The 18062-nt window shown below is 60.8% G+C and carries 12 protein-coding genes; 6 read left to right on the top strand and 6 right to left on the bottom strand.

The annotated features are described in order from the left end of the window. Nucleotides 1-84: 84 nt before the first annotated feature. Together ACFFWD_RS20400 and ACFFWD_RS20395 are read right to left on the bottom strand one after the other, a co-directional pair. Entirely contained in the window at nt 85-468 is a 384-nt protein-coding gene (locus ACFFWD_RS20400) for a hypothetical protein (RefSeq protein WP_376968282.1), read from the bottom strand. A gap of 692 nt (nt 469-1160) precedes the next feature. Beyond that, nucleotides 1161-2645, bottom strand: coding sequence for a substrate-binding domain-containing protein (locus tag ACFFWD_RS20395; protein WP_376968281.1), 1485 nt, complete (start codon nt 2643-2645; stop codon nt 1161-1163). A gap of 676 nt (nt 2646-3321) precedes the next feature. Between ACFFWD_RS20395 and ACFFWD_RS20390 the strand changes: the two genes are divergently transcribed. The 4 genes from ACFFWD_RS20390 (at nt 3322) to ACFFWD_RS20375 (ending at nt 9392) form a co-directional block, all read left to right on the top strand. Beyond that, the gene (locus ACFFWD_RS20390) at nt 3322-4251 is read left to right on the top strand and encodes a peptidylprolyl isomerase (protein ID WP_376968280.1); all 930 of its coding nucleotides are present in this window, start codon (nt 3322-3324) and stop codon (nt 4249-4251) included. Between the two features lie 51 nt (nt 4252-4302). Then, nucleotides 4303-5217, top strand: coding sequence for a glycosyltransferase family 2 protein (locus ACFFWD_RS20385; protein WP_376968279.1), 915 nt, complete (start codon nt 4303-4305; stop codon nt 5215-5217). A gap of 43 nt (nt 5218-5260) precedes the next feature. Further along, entirely contained in the window at nt 5261-7462 is a 2202-nt protein-coding gene (locus ACFFWD_RS20380) for a glycosyl hydrolase family 28-related protein (RefSeq protein WP_376968278.1), read from the top strand. Nucleotides 7463-7622: 160 nt separating this feature from the next. Further along, nucleotides 7623-9392, top strand: coding sequence for a carbamoyltransferase family protein (locus tag ACFFWD_RS20375; protein WP_376968277.1), 1770 nt, complete (start codon nt 7623-7625; stop codon nt 9390-9392). Nucleotides 9393-9599: 207 nt separating this feature from the next. Here ACFFWD_RS20375 and ACFFWD_RS20370 read toward each other — a convergent pair whose 3' ends face one another. The 4 genes from ACFFWD_RS20370 to gmd form a co-directional block, all read right to left on the bottom strand. Further along, nucleotides 9600-11030, bottom strand: a complete 1431-nt coding sequence (locus tag ACFFWD_RS20370) for an MBOAT family O-acyltransferase (RefSeq protein ID WP_376968276.1) — start codon at nt 11028-11030, stop codon at nt 9600-9602. Further along, a complete protein-coding gene (locus tag ACFFWD_RS20365; RefSeq protein WP_376968275.1) occupies nt 11030-12124 on the bottom strand; it encodes a hypothetical protein in 1095 nt (364 codons plus the stop codon). The genes ACFFWD_RS20370 and ACFFWD_RS20365 overlap by 1 nt, the downstream gene beginning before the upstream one ends. Nucleotides 12125-12416: 292 nt before the next feature. Next, nucleotides 12417-13379: a GDP-L-fucose synthase family protein gene (locus ACFFWD_RS20360; protein ID WP_376968283.1), complete on the bottom strand. Its 963-nt coding sequence runs from the start codon at nt 13377-13379 to the stop codon at nt 12417-12419. Further along, the gene (gene gmd, locus ACFFWD_RS20355; protein WP_376968274.1) at nt 13369-14454 is read right to left on the bottom strand and encodes a GDP-mannose 4,6-dehydratase; all 1086 of its coding nucleotides are present in this window, start codon (nt 14452-14454) and stop codon (nt 13369-13371) included. Before gmd ends, ACFFWD_RS20360 begins: the two co-directional genes overlap by 11 nt. 780 nt (nt 14455-15234) lie before the next feature. Between gmd and ACFFWD_RS20350 the strand changes: the two genes are divergently transcribed. Both ACFFWD_RS20350 and ACFFWD_RS20345 read left to right on the top strand, forming a co-directional pair. Next, on the top strand, nt 15235-16842 hold the full coding sequence (locus ACFFWD_RS20350; RefSeq protein ID WP_376968273.1) for a GMC oxidoreductase: 1608 nt from the start codon (nt 15235-15237) through the stop codon (nt 16840-16842). Continuing rightward, nucleotides 16839-17789 (top strand): aldo/keto reductase, encoded by a 951-nt coding sequence (locus tag ACFFWD_RS20345; RefSeq protein ID WP_376968272.1) that lies wholly within the window; start codon nt 16839-16841, stop codon nt 17787-17789. Before ACFFWD_RS20350 ends, ACFFWD_RS20345 begins: the two co-directional genes overlap by 4 nt. Nucleotides 17790-18062: the final 273 nt, after the last annotated feature.

Genomic DNA, 18062 nt, shown 5'->3' with positions numbered 1-18062 from the left:
AGTGCCTGAACTTCTTCGCCGCTGCCGGTTATGATCGCGTCTGATCAGAATCTGCTCTAGTCAAAAATGGCTCTAACGCGAGCCCTAGTTCGCCAGGGGGCTGACGAGCGAAGGCGGAAGTCCGTCGGTTGGCTTCGCGCGACCAATCGGCAAGTTGAGATTGGCGGCGGGATGGACATTTGAAGAAGGGGCCGGAGCGATGGAGGAAGGTGGAACCGGCATGGCGATCGGCAGGGCAGGCACCGGCGCACCCGGTGCTGCTACCGGCGCTCCGCCGGCCTTCATGTCGGGCGGCGGTATGTCCAGCACGGCGCTGTCGAGCCCCCTTGCGAGTTCCACCTGGTGCCGCCCGACGGCGCGAAGGATCCATCCCTTGTGGTTTTCGCCGGCCTTCAACCGGACCACCGATTTGCTGGCTGAATCGACGAACAGGCCGATCCTTTCGCTACCGACGATGGTGCCGAGCAATGAGAGCTGCGGCTTCTCCGGCTCGACCGGCCTCGGCGGCGGAGCCGCCTGGACCGGAGCCGGCATCGCGACCTGCGCGGGCGCAGGCGGGCGCCGCGTTGGCGCGAACAGCGGCCGTTCGCGGCTCAAGTTCAGACGTCCGAGCGGGATCGCCCAGAGCGGATTATCGCTGAGGGTGCGTTGCGCCGACGGAGAAGCCGGCGGCCGCTCGACGGCCGTCGGAGCCGGCACGACAGTTGGAGCCGGGCTTGCCGGCTTCGACGCAAACAAATCATCGCGCGAGTCGGCAGGAAGGGACTCCATCGAGCCCGACGCGCTGACCGCGAGAGCCCGGACGCTCCCCATTGCAAGGACGCCCGCGAGCAAAGCAACGAGAAGGCGCATCGACATCACACTGGCCGCCCTAGATCGGGCCCGAGCGATAACGTTCGTCGTTATCAATGATGTGACATATGCGATTAGCAGGCCGCCGCGCCAAGCCGGTTAGCGAGGTAGTGACGCTCGGCGGCATCAAATGAGTGCTTCGGCTTCCCCTCCCAGATCACAATGAGAAGACGGCGCGCGTCCGATTTGCCGGGCTCCCACCGCAGCATGAACATCGGTCAAACCGCGCAACAAAAAAGAGAATGCACCCGGCAATGCCGGGTGCATAAGTCTTGTCGATGATCGATCAGGCAGAGACCTGAAGACGATCAGTAGGCGCCGACCTTGCCGGTGCAGCCGCTGCCCTGCGGACCGTTGGCGGAGTCGTTGAGCAGCGAGTAGACCTGCGTCAGCCACACGCCCGGAACCTGCGCGAAGCCGTTGTCGTTCATGATCGGAACCGAGCCCGTGCCGTAGATGTAGTCGAGCCAGGTCTTGAACCAGAGGTACGCGTTGTTGCCGTTGGAGTGGGTCTGGTAGCACTGATACATTTCGATCCAGCTGAAGCCGGAGATCGGATACGAGGCGGCAACCACCGGGTTCGGATTGACACCCTGCAAGCTCCAGGTCAGCGGATTCGCGCGGATGGTGGCGTTGTCGAACTGCGGAATGGCCGTCTCCATCGCCCGCGAGGCGCCCGCGAAGGTCGGCGGCTGGAACTGTCCGGTTGCACCGGTGATATCCCACTGCGACTGGAGGTTGGCAGTCTTCAGGCCGCCAGCCTTGACGGGCAGCCAGAAGTCCTGCGAGGCGTAGCCGATCGCGCCATTGGTCGAGCCGACGAGAGCGACGAGGCTGCCGCTGCCCGAGGCGTTGGCGAAGTGGCCGCCACCCGGATTGGCAACAGCCGCGCCGCACTGGTCGGTCGTGAACTGATCCGGCCAGTTCAGCTGGTTCGCACCGCGCGCAAGCAGCGGAGTGGTGCAGGCCTGCGAACGGTCGGTCCAGGGGAAGGCGTAGGACACGACGGTGGCGTCGGTTTCGCTGTTCGGGCCGAACTCGTAGCGGCACTGCGCAACCAGGGCGTTGGAGAACAGGAAGGTGGTGCCGCTGCCGTCCTGACGGTGCACGAAGGTGATGTTGCCGGTGCCGAGCGTGCCACCGTTGAGCGCGGTCAGGATCGCGTTGTTCCACTGCGTGATGTGGCCCGACGCGATGCCGCAGAACGCGTTACGCGACAGGTTGAGGCCGCTGCTGCCGCCGGTCGGGGTCGCCGGCAGAATGTTCAGGTTGGCGCCGGCGCCATCCTTGCCGTTGAATCCGAGCGCGACGGCTCCGATCACGGCAGGAAGCTGAATGAGGTTGCCGTACTTCGCCTGGGCGCTAGTGGTGCCGCCAGCGGTCCAGTTGGCGACGTCCGTGGCGGTGACGATGTCATCGCTACCGACGAACTGCACGCCGTCGTAGTCGGCTGTGCCGTTCACACCGATGTTGCTGCTGGTGTAGGGGATGGAGTTCGACGGCGTGCCGATCTGGGTCTTGTCATTCGTCCGCAGCACCGTCTTGCCGTTGCCGGATCCCGTCGGAGCGTAGAGGATCATGCCGTGGAAACCGCTGGTGTTGAAGCCCGTGCAGCTCGCGGCCTTGGCCAGCGGACCCGGCTTGCCGGTGCTGCCCTGAGCCTGATCGTACATACAATCCATCAATTGCCGATAGACGATCTGCGGGAACGTCGCGCCGGCGCCAAACGCAAACGACTGCGCCTGAGCGGATTCGGAAGCGACGCCCATCGCGGCGAACGCAACCGATCCCATGAGTAAGGCCTTCATATTTCGCATAGTTCAAGTCTCCCTATTTGGACACCCCTAGCCTGCTACGATCAGCAGCCGGGCTCCGGAGCGAGCGGGACGCTATCGGTGATATGTGAGACTTTCATTGTTGTTTTGTGAATTATGTTACTCATCTCGATGATATGTTATGCCTAGGCGACGCGCATGCAGATCGACGCAGAAATTCCGCATAGAGCAGCCGAGGATCTGACGCGCGACAGACGTTATCCACAACGAACACAATCGTGCGATCTCACATAGAGTGAGAGATGCACGCCTTTCATTCGGCCACATGCTCCTTGATCGCCCATGCGTGAGTTGATCCGTAGCGCGCACAAGAAATCGCTTCGGTTGGCTGCAACGATTCGGGACGCAAGCTGAACTGCTCCCGTGTCGTCTTGTTTCAGCTGAATGCCCGTCTGGCGGGAATTAGAAGAGCGAAGGCCACGAACGTCGCTGCGTCAGGGTCCGTCTCGGCGGAAGGCAAGACTTGCGCCGTCACGGACCTGTCTTCTCGACTTCACATCACCGTTAACGTCGCTTCGCTAAAAAGCGGCCGGGCAAATTGATCGTGCGGAGCGTCTTGAACGTTATCCGTAACGTTCGACGCCTTGGGATTGCCGCCTGGATAGCACCAGCAAGTTATGAGAGGAGCTACGAGATGAACGTTTTGCCCGCTTTCGGCATGCCCAATCTGGCACTCACGGCGCGCGCCGGCGCAGCCGCCGTCTGCGTGGCAGTCGTGCTCGGCGCTGGGGGGCCGACCTTCGGCCAGTCGCCATCAGCCGATCCCGTTATCGCTGTCGTCAACGGAAGCAAGATCCATGAGAGCGATCTGCAACTGGCAGATGAAGTCATTGGCCGAAATCTGCTGGTCCGCGATCCAGTCGAGCGGCGTGAGACCCTTTCCAAGATGGTGATCGACACAGTCCTGCTTGCGCAGGCGGCGAAGGATCGAAAGATCGAGGACGAAGCCGACCTCCAGCGTCGGGTGGTTTTCGCACGCAATCAGGGCCTCACGAACCATCTTCTGGCCGTCGTCGGTCAACGCGCGGTGACCGAAGAGGCGATGCGCAAGGCCTACGACGAGGTCGTGGTCAAGGCAGCGACAAGCGAAACCGAACTGCATCTGCGCCACCTCGTGTTCATGATCGCTCCACCCCAGGACGACGCCGCGGTCAAAGCGGCCGAAGCGAAAGCCACAGCGGCGATGGAGAGGCTCAACAAGGGCGAAGAATTCACGGCGGTCGTAACCGATGTGTCCGAGGACCCCGCCACCAAGGCCAGGGGCGGCGACTACGATTGGCGGCAGCGGGGCGAATTGGGCAAGGAATACGCCGACGTCGCGTTCAAGCTGAAGAAGGGCGAAGTATCGCAGCCGTTCAAGACTGCGGTCGGCTGGCACATCCTCAAGCTGGAGGATGAGCGGCCACGCAAGCCAGTCGACTACGAAAAACTCCGCGACCGACTGGCAGCGATGGTGGCCACTGCGGCGCAGATGGAGCTCGTCGACAAGCTGCGCGCCGAAGCGAAGGTCGAGCGCCTGGACCAGCTCCGTGACGCCGATAAGGGAGCCGCCAACGTCAGGTAGCCCTCCCGCCGCAATTGCCACATCGCGCATTATCCCGGCAGCGAGTATGCCATGAGCCTTGCCGTGATCATCCTGACGTATAACGAGGAGCGCCACATTCTGCGAGTCCTCGCCTCGATTGCCGGGATCGCAACCGAGGTTTTTGTTATCGACAGCTTCTCGAGCGATCGAACGGTCGAGCTGGCGCGCACGCATGGCGCGACAGTTCTGCAAAACAAGTTCGTCAACTACGCGAAACAGTTCCAGTGGGCGATTGACAATGCCCCGATCACCGCTTCATGGATCATGAGGCTCGATGCTGACGAGGTCATCGAGGCCGATCTCGCCGCCAACATTCGCGATGAACTGCCGCGTCTCGGCAACGAAGTCGTCGGGATAAACCTCAAGCGCAAGCACATCTTCCTTGGCCGCTGGATCCGCCACGGCGGTCGCTATCCGCTGCTGCTCTTGCGGATTTGGCGCCGCGGCCACGGCCGTATCGAAGACCGCTGGATGGATGAGCACATGATCCTGTCGGGCGGCCGAACCGTTACGTTCGACGGAGGATTTGCCGACCACAATCTCAACGATCTGACATTCTTCACCGACAAGCACAACAAGTACGCTACGCGCGAGGCGATCGACGTGATCAACGAGCGTCGTCACCTGTTCCGGCGCGATGTTGATCTGATTGCGGAAGAAGGCTCGCGTCAGGCGGCGATCAAGCGCTGGATCAAGGAGAGAGTCTATAACAGAATCCCGTATCAGATCAGCGCACCGGCCTATTTCCTGTTCCGCCTGATCTTCCAGCTCGGATTTCTCGACGGCAAGGAAGGCCTCGTTTATCACGGACTGCAAGGCCTTTGGTATCGCTTCCTTGTCGGCGCCAAGGTGCAGGAGCTGGAAGCTGCTATCGCCCATCTCGACGATCCAGCAGAGATGCGCGCCGAGCTACGACGCCTTACCGGCCTCGTCATCGACCTCTGATTGGCAATGCAATCGAACTCCGGAACGGTCTCGGGTTAGGGTCATGACGCGCTATCACGCAGCCATTGTCGTCGCGTTGCAACCGTTCTGGATGGCGGGGGCAGCCGCTCAGCCCTCTATGTTCTGGTTTAACGACCCTGTCGATCCCGACGAAACAGTCGTCGTCACCGGAGCTGATCTTGACCAGGTTACATCCGCGACAGTCGCCCGAATTGGCGACGAAGGGCCGACGCTCGATGCAGGACGAGAAGCGACCGTTCCGATGCTGCAGGCCAACCCTCTCTCGCTAAAGTTCGTCATTCCAAAGGAGTTCACGCCCGGCATCTACCGCTTCACCCTGACATATGCTCAAGGAGCTCTCAGCGCCCGCGTCAACCTGCCGACAATCTATTGGGCCCAGGGCAACCTTGGCGAAGCGGTCTCGCCTGGTGGCTGGCTTCAGATATTTGGCCGCAACATCGTTCGAGAGGCAAGTCGCGCACAACTGTTGATGCTGCCTGATGGCGGGAATGCACCTCCGAGCAAAGCCGTCCTAACCAAGGGCGATCTGTGGCGGGGTGCATTTCGCATACCAGATCAGCTTTCGCCCGGACGTTACAGATTGCGCCTGTCCAACGGAGACGGCGGCGATGGCGAGTGGGTCGATGCGGGCAGCATCGCCGTTCAGGTTGCGCAGCCCGAGGCCGCGCATTCCTTCGATGTCCGTGCCTATGGCGCGAACGGCGACGGCAGGTTTGATTGCACCCGCGCCGTCCGGGCCGCCATCGAAGCGGCGAGCCAGGCCGGAGGCGGAACCGTATACTTCCCGCGCGGGCGTTATCTGATCTCGGACATGATCGTCATTCCGCCCCACGTCAGGATCCAGGGAGAACGCATTGATCTGGTCAATCTCGTCTGGCCGGACCTGACAAATCTCCCGGTGGCACTGATCCAGGGGACGTCACGGTTCTCAATCGAGGACGTGACGATATACGCATCAAATCATCCGCATATCATATCCGGAGGCTTTCAGTTTCGCGACACCCCGGCCCCGGACGCTTCCGACATTGCCATCAGACGCGTTCGCATTCGTGGTTCTGCCTTCCGCGGTTTGATGGACCCAGAAGCGACAGTTCAGCGGATGAACGATTTCCATCGGAATTATCCGGATGCGACCCCCGACACCATTCGACTAAGCGGAAATCGAATTGAAGTGTCCGATTGCGACATCCTGGGATCTGGACATTCGCTTCGCCTGTTCAAGGCAACTAACGCGGTCGTCTCCGGCAATGTCCTGAACAACGGTCGATACGGCACCTACTCCATAGTGGGATCGCACCAGGTCATATTCGAGAACAATACCGTCACTTCTGCGGACCTCCAGGGGACCGGCGGAGGGATAACGACGCTGTCGAAATGGGTCAGCGCGTCCGAGAACATCTTCGTCGGCGGCAACACGTTCAAGGCGATCTATGGCTGGGATCGAGAGGCCATGACGACGGACGGACCTGGCGGTTACTATTTCGGTCACGCAGAGACTACGTCTCCCGATCGTCTGTCACTGTTGGATACGCCCAATCCCTATCCGGCCGCCCGGGACTGGACCGGGGCAGCCGTCATGGTGGTAAACGGCCGCGGCGCCGGCCAATATGCCAGAGTTACCGCATTCGACAGCAAGCCGCCCAATCTGTCGATCATGCTCGATCGAAAACTTGAGGTGGGGCTCGATCGGACCTCGGAGATAACGGTTACTCAGGCGCAGCAGAATTATCTGATCATCGATAACTCCTTCGAAGACACCGGCGTGGCCGCCCAGGCGTACGGAACGGCTATCGGCCATGTGATCGCCGGCAATCGATCCAACAGAACCAGCGGCTTTGCCGCCTTCGGCCTGTCCTACGAACATTTTCAGCCGAGTTGGCGCATTCAGATCCTCGACAACCACATCCTCGAGGGAAACGTCTATCGCGCAGGACCCGAGCGAACCGTCTTTTCCAATGAAGCTTCAATTCTCGTCCAGGCAAACCAGACCGCAACGACCGCAGGTCGACCACCAATGGTGCAGGCGGTGATCGTTCGAGGAAACCGCCTCGATCAGGACGCCCATATCGAAATAAAGGGCTTCGCTGCGGCCTCGCCCGGCGTCCGCGATGTCGTCGTGGAGGAAAACACGATCGGACCGTCACGCGTAGGCATGACGGTTGATCGCGGCGTCGCATGGTCGCTCAGTCGAAGGAATGTCGAGGAACGGCGCATCCTGAAATAGCAACCGGCTCCTCGGTCCATCTTCCTCGCGCCGCCCTCAGTCAGGTCACCGTAATGATACGTTGCATTGTTAGTTAAACTGTTATTCCAACTGCGATCTCACCGTTGGCCGAACGGCCTCTCCTCCATTCACAGCTCTGGCAAACCGAAAGACTGCCCCGATGACCGCAATTCTCGGCCTCAACCTCAACCATCCCGATGCCTCTGCGGCCCTCGTCCTTGATGGAAAAGTCATCGCTGCGGTGGCCGAGGAACGCTTCGGCAAACGGATCAAGCACGATCCTTCGTTCCCGCAGCATGCGATCCAGGCCGTTCTGTCGATCGGCGGCATATCATCCAAGGAGCTGGACTTCATCGCAGTTGCGCGCGACACAACGCAGAATCGGGCAGCCAAGATCTCATATGTCTTGAGCCATCCGCTCACCGGCGGCAAGGCAGCCCTGGAGCACATGCGACGTTCTGAGGTCGACCTTAGTATCAGCGAAATGGTCGCCGAAGCCTGCGGACAGGCGCCGGAGATGGTCAAGGCCCGGGTCGTAAACGTCGAACACCATCTGTCCCACATCGCGAGTTCCTACTACTGCTCGCCGTTTGAGAGCGTCACCGCTGGATTCTCCTATGACGGCAGCGGTGACTTCACGAGTGCAATGGCGGCGCGCTGTGAGGGTACGCGCATCGAGATTCTCGATCGCGTCCATTTGCCGGACAGCCTCGGTTTCTTCTACACCGGGTGCTGCCAATTCATCGGATTCGATGAGTTTGGCGAGGAATACAAAGTCATGGGTCTTGCGCCCTATGGCAACGATCGCTTTGCCGATATCATGCGCGAGCTTGTCGAAACGCCGTCCGACAATTGGTTCAAGCTTGCCCGGGGTTATTTTGGCATGCACCGCGGCGGCGAAATCGGGAAGATGGATGAGCGGAATCGCATGGAGATGCTGCGCCTGTATACCGACAAATGGGACGAAAAGTTCGGACCGCCGCGCCAGCGCGGTCAGGAGTTAACGCAACGGGACAAGGATATCGCACGCTCCTGTCAGGTCCGTTTCGAAGACGTGGCCCTCAATTGCTTCAGGAAGCTCCATGATCTGGTGCCCAGTACACAGATCGCCTATGCCGGAGGATGCGCCCTCAACGGGGTGATGAATGCGCGCCTGCTCCGCGACACGCCCTTCAGGCGGGCGTACATGCAGCCGGCGTCATCGGACGATGGCCTCTGCGTCGGTGCCGGATTGTGGACCTGGCACAATGTCGCGGGCGGGCGTGAAAGATTCTACATGAGCCATGCCTATTGGGGCCCGGCTCACTCGGACGATGCCATGCGCCGCGCCGCGATGTCCGCGCGGACCCCCATGCAGGAGTTGTCACTTGATGCGGTTCCGCGGGCTGTTGCTTCCTTGCTGCACGCTGGACTGGTCGTCGGCTGGTATCAGGGCCGCTCCGAATGGGGCCCTCGCGCGCTCGGCAATCGCTCCATTCTGGCGGATCCCACGCGACCCGACATGAAGGATGTGATCAACGCCAAGATCAAGCGAAGGGAGAGCTTTCGACCGTTCGCGCCCTCGATTCTGCAACCGGCTGTAACGACCTACTTTGAACAGGACGTGTTCAGCCCCTTTATGATGCATGTCGTGAAACTTCGACGGGAATGGCGGGAGCGGCTACCTGCAATCACGCATGTTGACGGCACCGGCCGCCTGCAGAGCATCGAACGCGACACCAATCCCCTCTACTACGAGCTCATCCACTGCTTCGGACAACTGTCCGGGATTCCGATCGTACTGAACACCAGCTTCAACGAAAACGAGCCGATCGTGGATACTCCCGAGCAAGCCGTGAATTGCTTCATGCGAACGGGACTCGATGCAATCTGCCTCGGCAAATACCTCCTCGTGAAGGGCGAACACGAAAAGCTGCTGGCCGATGCCTGATAGCCACGATTAGGCCGCGCCTTGCGTAACCGCAGGCGATCCCCCGTTCTATCCACAGGGATCGTCAGCAACCGCCGACGCATTGTCCGGAATCGCCGGCGGTCGTCCATTGTAAGGATGAGCAGCCGTCGACGCTTGCAATTCCGTTCCAACGTCGCCCCTGCACGCGTCCGGCGATCCATTTGGCCGAACGATGGGCTTCCGGCCTCAGAACTGAAAGTAGATGAACTCGACGCGCCCGAAAACACCGAACAGCACAACGTAGTAGGTCAGCGCAACTCCGGCGCCGGTCGAAAGCCAACGACTCCGTCCCAGCACCTCCAGTCGCTGAGGCCGGAACGCCAGGTGGAAATCCACGATAAGCAGGATAACGAGCGAGACTGCGAGCGTCACCAGTTCCACGCTTGCAAGGCCGAGCATCTTGAAGGTGAAGTAAGATACGCCGCCGAAGTCGCCCAGACTTCGCAGCGCGCTAACCGCGCCGGCGACGCTCGTCGAGCGAAAGAACATCCACCCGACGAGAACGACGATCATCATCCATACCCAGCCCACCAGCCGCCGTGCGGGCTCGCCGAGCCACGACTCGGGTCGCGCCACTCTCGCGACGGCCCGCTCGATCACCAGGCAGACACCGTGCAACGCGCCCCATGCGACAAAGGTCCATGCGGCGCCGTGCCAAATTCCGCTGACGACGAATACGATGACGAGGTTGCGCGCCGTCATTCGTTCGCCGCCGCGGCTTCCGCCAAGGGGAATGAACAGATAGTCCCGGAACCAGCTCGACAGCGAGATATGCCATCGATGCCAGAACTCCGTCAGGCTGGTCGCGAAGTACGGCTGCCGGAAGTTGATCATGAGATCGAAGCCAAGAATCCGAGCCGTGCCGCGCGCGACGTCCGAATACCCGGAGAAGTCACAGTAAATCTGGATCGCGAACAGTATCGCCGCGATGAGCTGGTAGGCGCCGGCGTATTGACCCGGACTGGCGTAGATTCCGTTCACCACCGGCGCGACAACGTCGGCGATGCACATCTTCTTGAAAAGACCATAACCAATCAGAAACAGGCCCGACGTGACGTTCTCATATGAGAGCCGATGCGTTCTCCGAAACTGCGGCAGCATATGCGCCGCTCGCTCGATCGGACCGGCGATCAGCTGCGGAAAGAAGCTGACATATTGTGCATAGGTGAGAAAGTCACGCTCCGCCTCGACCCGTCGATGATACACGTCAAGCGTATAACCGACCGACTGAAAGGTGTAGAATGAAATGCCCAGGGGAAGGATCAGGCCAAGGGCGTAGTCCGGCACGGCGTAGCCCAGTAAGCCGATGAGACCGAGTGCATTGGAGATCAGGAAATCCAGGTACTTGACGGTACCGAGCACGCCGAGATTGATCGAGAGCGCGATGACCATCGCTGCCTTGCGCCCCGCCTCGGTACGGGCCCGCGCCATCATGAGCGCAGTCGTGTAGTCCACTATCGTCGTCAGCGCGAGGAGCAGCGCAAAGGACGGGCGCCAGCTAATGTAGAATATATAGCTGCCGATCAGCAGCACGAATGGTTGGCCTCGCGGCAACAAGAAGAATACCGCCAGAAACGCAATGAAGAAGCCGCAGAACTCGAAGGAGTTGAAGAGCATCAGTCGAAGGCCCCGCTCATCTTCAGCAGCTTTGCGAGATCGATGGAGTAGGCCTGCGCCCCGCGCGGATTCATATGTTGCGGATCAGAAAAGAATGCCGGCGGATAGACGAAATAGTCGGGACCCAACACTCGAATGAGAGGCCGATCGGAAATGGCCTCCAGCCGGGCTCGGTCCGCGGCCGGTGGAGGCGCAAACTCACCGGTACGGAAGAACAGTGGAACGAAGAGGACTTGGAACCCGTACTGCTTCGCCAGCTGCTCGAGACGCGCCCGCGAAACGGACCTCTCCGGTATCATCCGTACATCGGGGCGCGTCGGGTGATCGGTCGGCAGAGCGTAGTCGTCAGGCAAGCGATCGCCTTCATAATGGCTCTGCGATTTGATGAAGTACCAGCCACGGTCCGCCAGCATGGTCGCGCGCTGGCTGACCACATCGCGGATCGCGTCCGCCAGTCGACCTCTGTTCTGAAAAACAAACAGCGCCGCGTCTCGCGGCACGGTGCGGAAGGGAAACACAGTGTTTGCAATGGCCGCATCATTGCGCACAACGTCGATGAAGCCATCCGCGTTGCGCTTGTTGTCCCAAGGGAGCGTGAGCAGCACGTGGGTGGGGACGTTGCCGGCCTGCAACGCAGCCTCGAGAACGGGCAAGAATCGGAGCTCGCCGGGAAGGCCTAGATTGTAGGATCGGAACCCCGGCCCGACTGCGGCATCAAGGTCGTGCGGACGCAAGCCGGAGAGAAGCTTGCTGTGGCCAAAGATCATCACCCGATTCCGGTCTTCCAGGCCGAACATCTTGCCCTGCACCAGGGTCTCGAATTTAGCTTCGGCGATAACGACGGAGCCCGGTCGTACGAATGGCAGCAGGGCATAAGCCGCATACAGCGACAACCACATCGCACCTAACAGCAGGACGAAGCCGGTGACCGGCCTCGGCCACCTCCCCATAGTGGAGACGGAGGGCCCTCGCTCCACCGCCGACAACGTTGCGGATGACGACGGAGACGAGAACACCATGGCTGCAGCTTGTTCCGGCGTATCGGAGGCGAGTGAAATCCGGTCAGCGGTCCGGCGTCGGCGCGGCTTGTACATATCTACTGCAACCCTCGCCGGCAGCTTCGAGCACACTAGATCCGGCGGAAGCTCGAGACTTGGGAGCGCCCCGCCATTTCGGCACTGGCACCATGCGACCTGTTGGTCGGTGGCCCGGCAGTCTGCCAACTCCCGAAACTTCGACCCGACGAACACTCAGTTTGAAGTTAATGTGATGCCTATCAGGCGAACATAACAGTTTAACGATACGACTGCGCTGTCCGTCACGCGGCCGCAGCATGCATTTGGAACGGCCGTGAGCCAGAACTGGTTGCATCACCTGCGGGCTGTATCAGCCGGCGGCTGCAAGCAGCGCCGCGCACTCCCGCTCCTTCAGAAAAGCATCATAGGCGAGCCGCAGGCCATCGCGCAGTGAGACTTTTGCGCTCCACCCCAGTTGCGACAGGCGACCGACGTCGAGCAGCTTTCGTGGAGTTCCGTCAGGACGTGACGCATCGAATTCGATTTCGCCGCCGTATCCGACGGTGACGGCAACCTCAGCTGCGAAATCTGCGATCGTGATATCCTCGCCGGTGCCAATGTTGATCGGCCTATCGCCCGAATAGGATTTCGTCAGGAAGATGCACGCGTCCGCGAGGTCGTCCACGTACAGAAACTCCCGTCGCGGTGTGCCGGTTCCCCAAACGAGAACACCGGGCGCCCTGCTCACCTTGGCCTCGTGGAAACGTCGGATCAAGGCTGCGACGACGTGACTGTGCTCGGGATGATAGTTATCACCTGGCCCATACAAGTTGGTCGGCATCACGCTGATGAAATCAACCCCGTACTGCCTTCGATAGGCCTCCACCATCTTGATGCCTGCGATCTTCGCGATCGCATAAGGCTCGTTGGTCGGCTCCAGCGGCCCGGTCAGCAGCGCCTCTTCGGAAATTGGTTGCGCCGCAACTCTGGGATAGATGCAGGACGATCCCAAAAACATGAGCTTTTCCGCCCCGCTAACATAGGCGGCATGAATGACGTTGGTAGCGATGGCGAGGTTGTCGTAGATGAACTGGCCACGCATGGCGTTGTTGGCGGCGATGCCACCGACCCTCGCTGCCGCGACGAACACCACTTGCGGCCGATGCTCGGCAAACCAGCGGTTCACCGACGCCTGATCGCGCAGATCCAGATCGGCGCGGCCGGCGGTCAGCAGCGTGGCATTCTCTTGAGCGAGCCGCCGCTGCAACGCGCTACCGACCATGCCGCGATGACCGGCAACAAATACGGTCTTCCCGTCCAACTCAAAGCGCATAGGTACCAATGGCGGCCTCCCTCCTGGCAATCGCCAGATCGCTTGCGACCATCTCCTTGACAAGCTGGCCGAAGGTCGTCTTTGGCTTCCAGCCAAGCTCCCTATGCGCCTTACTCGCGTCGCCTATCAGAAGGTCGACTTCGGTAGGTCGGAAGTAAGCGGGGTCAACGCGAACCAGGATCTTGCCGGTTCGCCGATCGATGCCCGTCTCTTCAATCCCTTGTCCGCTCCACGCGATCGTACGGTCGACCTCGGCGAACGCGGCCTCGACGAACTCGCGTACCGAACGAGTTTCGCCCGTTGCCAACACGAAATCGTCGGGAGCGTCGGCCTGCAGAATGCTATGCATTCCGGCGACGTAGTCCCGGGCATGGCCCCAATCGCGCCTGGCGTCGAGATTTCCGAGATAGAGACATTGCTCGAGTCCGGTTTCAATCCTGGCAATGGCGCGCGTTATCTTCCGCGAAACGAACGTCTCGCCGCGGATCGGGCTTTCATGATTGAATAGAATGCCATTCGAGGCAAACATGCCGTAGGCTTCCCGGTAGTTCACCGTGATCCAGTAGCCATACAGTTTGGCGGCGCCGTACGGGGAACGGGGATAAAAGGGCGTGGTCTCCCGTTGCGGCACCTCCTGGACCAGCCCATAAAGCTCAGAGGTCGATGCTTGGTAGAAGCGCGTCTGCTGCTCTGTGCCAAGAATTCGTATCGCCTCAAGCAACCGAAGGACGCCAATTGCATCCGCATTTGCGGTGTATTCCGGCGTCTCGAAACTCACGGCTACATGGCTCTGCGCGGCGAGATTGTAAATCTCCGTCGGCCGTATCTGCTGAATCAGGCGGATAAGTCCGGCCGAGTCGGTCATATCGCCGTAGTGCAACAGGAATGGCACCTCACCGAGGTGGGGATCCTGGTACAGATGGTCGATCCGCTCGGTATTGAAGGACGACGATCGTCGCTTGATCCCGTGCACCGTGTAGCCGAGACCGAGCAGGTATTCGGCGAGATACGCTCCATCCTGCCCGGTAATGCCGGTCACGAGCGCAACTCGGCGGTTCGATATCTTATTCAACATTGGAGTCCAACCGTTGGCACAGGGCTGCTGAGGAAAACTGCGACAAATTCCACATCGCGGCGCGCAGAGACGTCGCGGCATGCATGCTGGTGCCGCATCGTCGGTTGGCTTCTTGAATATCCGGCGATGAAAGCCGAATCCGGTCGCCGTCCTGCTATCCAGCCGCTACCGCGACGGCAGCGAGCGCCCTCTGCCTGATCCCTCGTATGGTCCATCTTGTCTTCCCGGATTGGGTCCCAAGGCTGGAGGTCGACGATCCCACTCTGACCTATCACTCCGAAGAGCGAGACTAACGGACGAGCGACACCGGCCACGACGATCGCGAAGTCGCGGCAGCAGCACGGTACCGGATTGAGCACGATCAAAGACCGCATTGCAGAACGAACTGCTCGCTGCGCGTGCGGAATCGTTCAACGCCTCATCAACCCCCTGAACCCTGAACCACATTAACATTCCATTATCGTTATGTGATGCCGTATCAGACGAACATTACAGTTTGACGATACGGCCACTCTCGCGAGCAGCACCAGATTTGCATCCGAATCTCAATCACGTTTGAGCTGATCGCCGACACGTTACCTGACCCAGTATCATTGACTCTGGCGTCACATCGAATGCATATGCGACCCGCGCAAGGCGACCTCCTTTGGTCTCCTCCATTTGATATCGAAGGCACATCGCTGTGGCGACGGTCGAGCAATTTCACGGACAATTGGCAGCGGAACGCGCATGCTGATCCCCTTCTCGAACGCAGGCGAGATTCCCGATTGCGACGTGTGCGTGGTCGGGGCCGGCCCGGTGGGTATCGCGCTGGCACTGGCTTGCGAGCGTCACGGCCTTTCTGTCCTAGTCCTCGAGTCCGGACATGAGCAGCCCGACCGGTTGGCAGCGACGCTGACTGCCGGACATGTCGTCAATGTACGACATCATGCAGCCGCAGACATTGCGATGTGCCGCGGGCTGGGTGGAACCTCGCGCTGGTGGGGCGGACGTTGCGTTCCGTTTGACGATGTCGATTTCGCGCGACGGCCTCATCTGCCCGGCTCGGCCTGGCCCATTCCGCACCAGGAGATCGCGCGATGGTACGAGGAGGCCGCCGTGTTCTTCGGCATTGAACCGGCAAGGTTCGCCAATGCCGTCGCGCCGTGGGCAGAATTCGGCGACGTTCGATGTGACCGCCTCGAACGCTGGACTCCAGAAATCGACGCCGGCCGGCGGCACCGATCACAACTTGCGGAATCCCAGCGCGTCACGGTCCTGCTTGGAGCGACCGTCACCGAGCTACATTTCGCGAAGCATTGCGATCGAGTCGCGGCCCTGACCGTCGGCGATACGAAAAGCAAGGTCCGCATCGAGCCGCCCAGAGTGGTTCTCGCCTGCGGCGGCCTTGAGACAACCAGGCTGCTGCTGCAAGCGCAACAAGGCCGGCCTCACCTCTTTGGCGGGCGCGATGGTCCACTTGGTTGCGGATATATGGGGCACATTTCCGGAAAGATCGCAGACCTCATCCTTGCCGATCCCTCTTCTGCCGGCGTTCACGACTTCTTTCTTGACGAGGGCGTCTTCGCGCGTCGCCGTTTCACGCTCAAGGCGGAAGCGCAGATGCGGGAAGAACTCCTCAACATTGCGTTCTGGGCCGACAATCCACCATTTCACCTTCCCGGCCATGGCAATGGTCTATTGTCGCTGGTCTGGATGGCTCTCGCGATTGCGCCGATTGGCCGACTGCTCGTTGCGGAGGGCGTTCGCGTCAGCCATGTCGGACCTCGTCCGCACCGCTGGGCACGCCATGCCTGGAACGTCCTCCGCTCACCGGTCTCGACGCTCCGGGAGATCACCGCCGTTCTGCGGGCGCGGCTACTGTCGTCGCCCCGCCGGCCGGGCTTCCTGGTAAGAAGCTCGGACGGCCGCTACGCCTTGCATTATCACGCGGAACATGCACCGAACGATAGCTCGCGGCTTCGGCTTTCCGACCGCAGGGATACGCTCGGGCTTCCCTTTCTCGACATCGAGCTGCTCTATGCGGAGAGAGACGCGCAATCCGTGCTGCGAGCCCATGAGTTGCTCGATCGATCGCTTCGGAGGGCGGGATTGGGGCATCTCGAATATCGCGAGCCACCCGAAGCTCGGATCACCAGTATCCTGCAGCAAGCCGCAGATGGCTACCATCAAACAGGCACGACGCGCATGGGGATGACGCCGAAGGACGGAGTAGTGGACGCCACGTGTCGCGTCCAAGGCATCGACAACCTGTACATATCCTCCAGCTCGGTATTCCCCACCTCCGGCCAGGCCAATCCGACGTTTGCGACCGTCGCGCTGGCGATACGGCTGGCCACACACCTCGCGGCCGAATTGCGCAAATCCAGTCTGGAGCCCGCGGCGTGAGAGTAGTTCGTGTTCCGCGGCTCGACCGCGACGTGCCCGCGATTGGCTTTGGCTGCGCGTCCTTGGGGTCGCGGATTTCGGCGGCGGACGGGCGGCGCGCGATCGATCACGCGATCGATCTTGGTCTGAGATGGTTCGACGTGGCTCCGCCTTATGGTGATGGACGCGCTGAAGCCTTGCTCGGTCAGACCTTACGAGGGCGGCGCGACAAGGTCATTATTTGCACCAAGTTCGGCATCGCTCCGCCCCGGGTGTCGCTCCCTGCGCGGCTCATTCGCCCCGCCGCCCGGCAGATCGTCGCGACATTCCCGGCGTTGCGCCAAATTGCAGCCAAGGCCCGCGCGACGGGGACCCGCGCTCCGATCGACCCGGCGGCCATCGAGGCTTCCGTAACCAGAAGCCTGCGAATGCTTCGTACCGACTACATCGACGTTCTGGCGCTGCATGAGCCGACGCCGGGGGACGCAGCGAATGCCGACATCTTTGATGTCTTGCGGCGGCTCGTCGAGCGAGGCCTTATCCGCGCTGTTTCCGTTGCGGGTGGCCCTGAAAGCATCCTTGAGGCCGCTCGCACCGCTCAGCAGATCGACATGGCCCAATTTCCCGATACGCCGTTGACGAATGCAGCGGCGATCTTGCGCGCAAGACTTGCAACCCCGCGACCGATGTTTGTTACGCACGGCGTGTTCGGCTCCGGTATCGCACAGATCATTGCCCGCATGAATGGGCAGCAACGGAATCGGGTCACCGCGCTCGCCGAGAGGCATGGGATCGACTTTTCGGATACACCAGACGATCTGCTGCTGCGTTTCGCGTTCTCCAATAATCCCGAAGGCGTCGTGATCATTTCGATGTATGATACGAAGCACATCGAACGCAACATCGCGGCCTCCGCCGTGCCGCCGTCCCCAGGCTTTGCCGCCGCATTGCGCGAAAGTTTGGCGTAAGCACTGTATCGTCCCATCGGCGCCCTAACAAACCGTCCCGGGAGCCCCTGGAGGTGATCGAGAGCGCCGCCTATACGAGCATGATCGCCCTTGCTTTCAACCGAGCGCGGATGAGATCGAACTGCTGGGGTCCCAACACCGGCGACATCAAGCTCCTGGCCCTCATCATCATTTCGCTGCGGAGGCCATTGCAAACAACAGGCGCATAGTGGACTGAGCTGGTCCCGATTGTCTGAACAGAATCTCCGCGTCGATAAGTGGAGCGTCTGCCGG

This window comes from Bradyrhizobium erythrophlei, from assembly GCF_042430365.1.
GTDB lineage: Bacteria > Pseudomonadota > Alphaproteobacteria > Rhizobiales > Xanthobacteraceae > Bradyrhizobium > Bradyrhizobium erythrophlei.
Note: the sequence above shows the minus strand (reverse complement) of the source record. Positions and strands in the feature narration are given on the sequence as shown.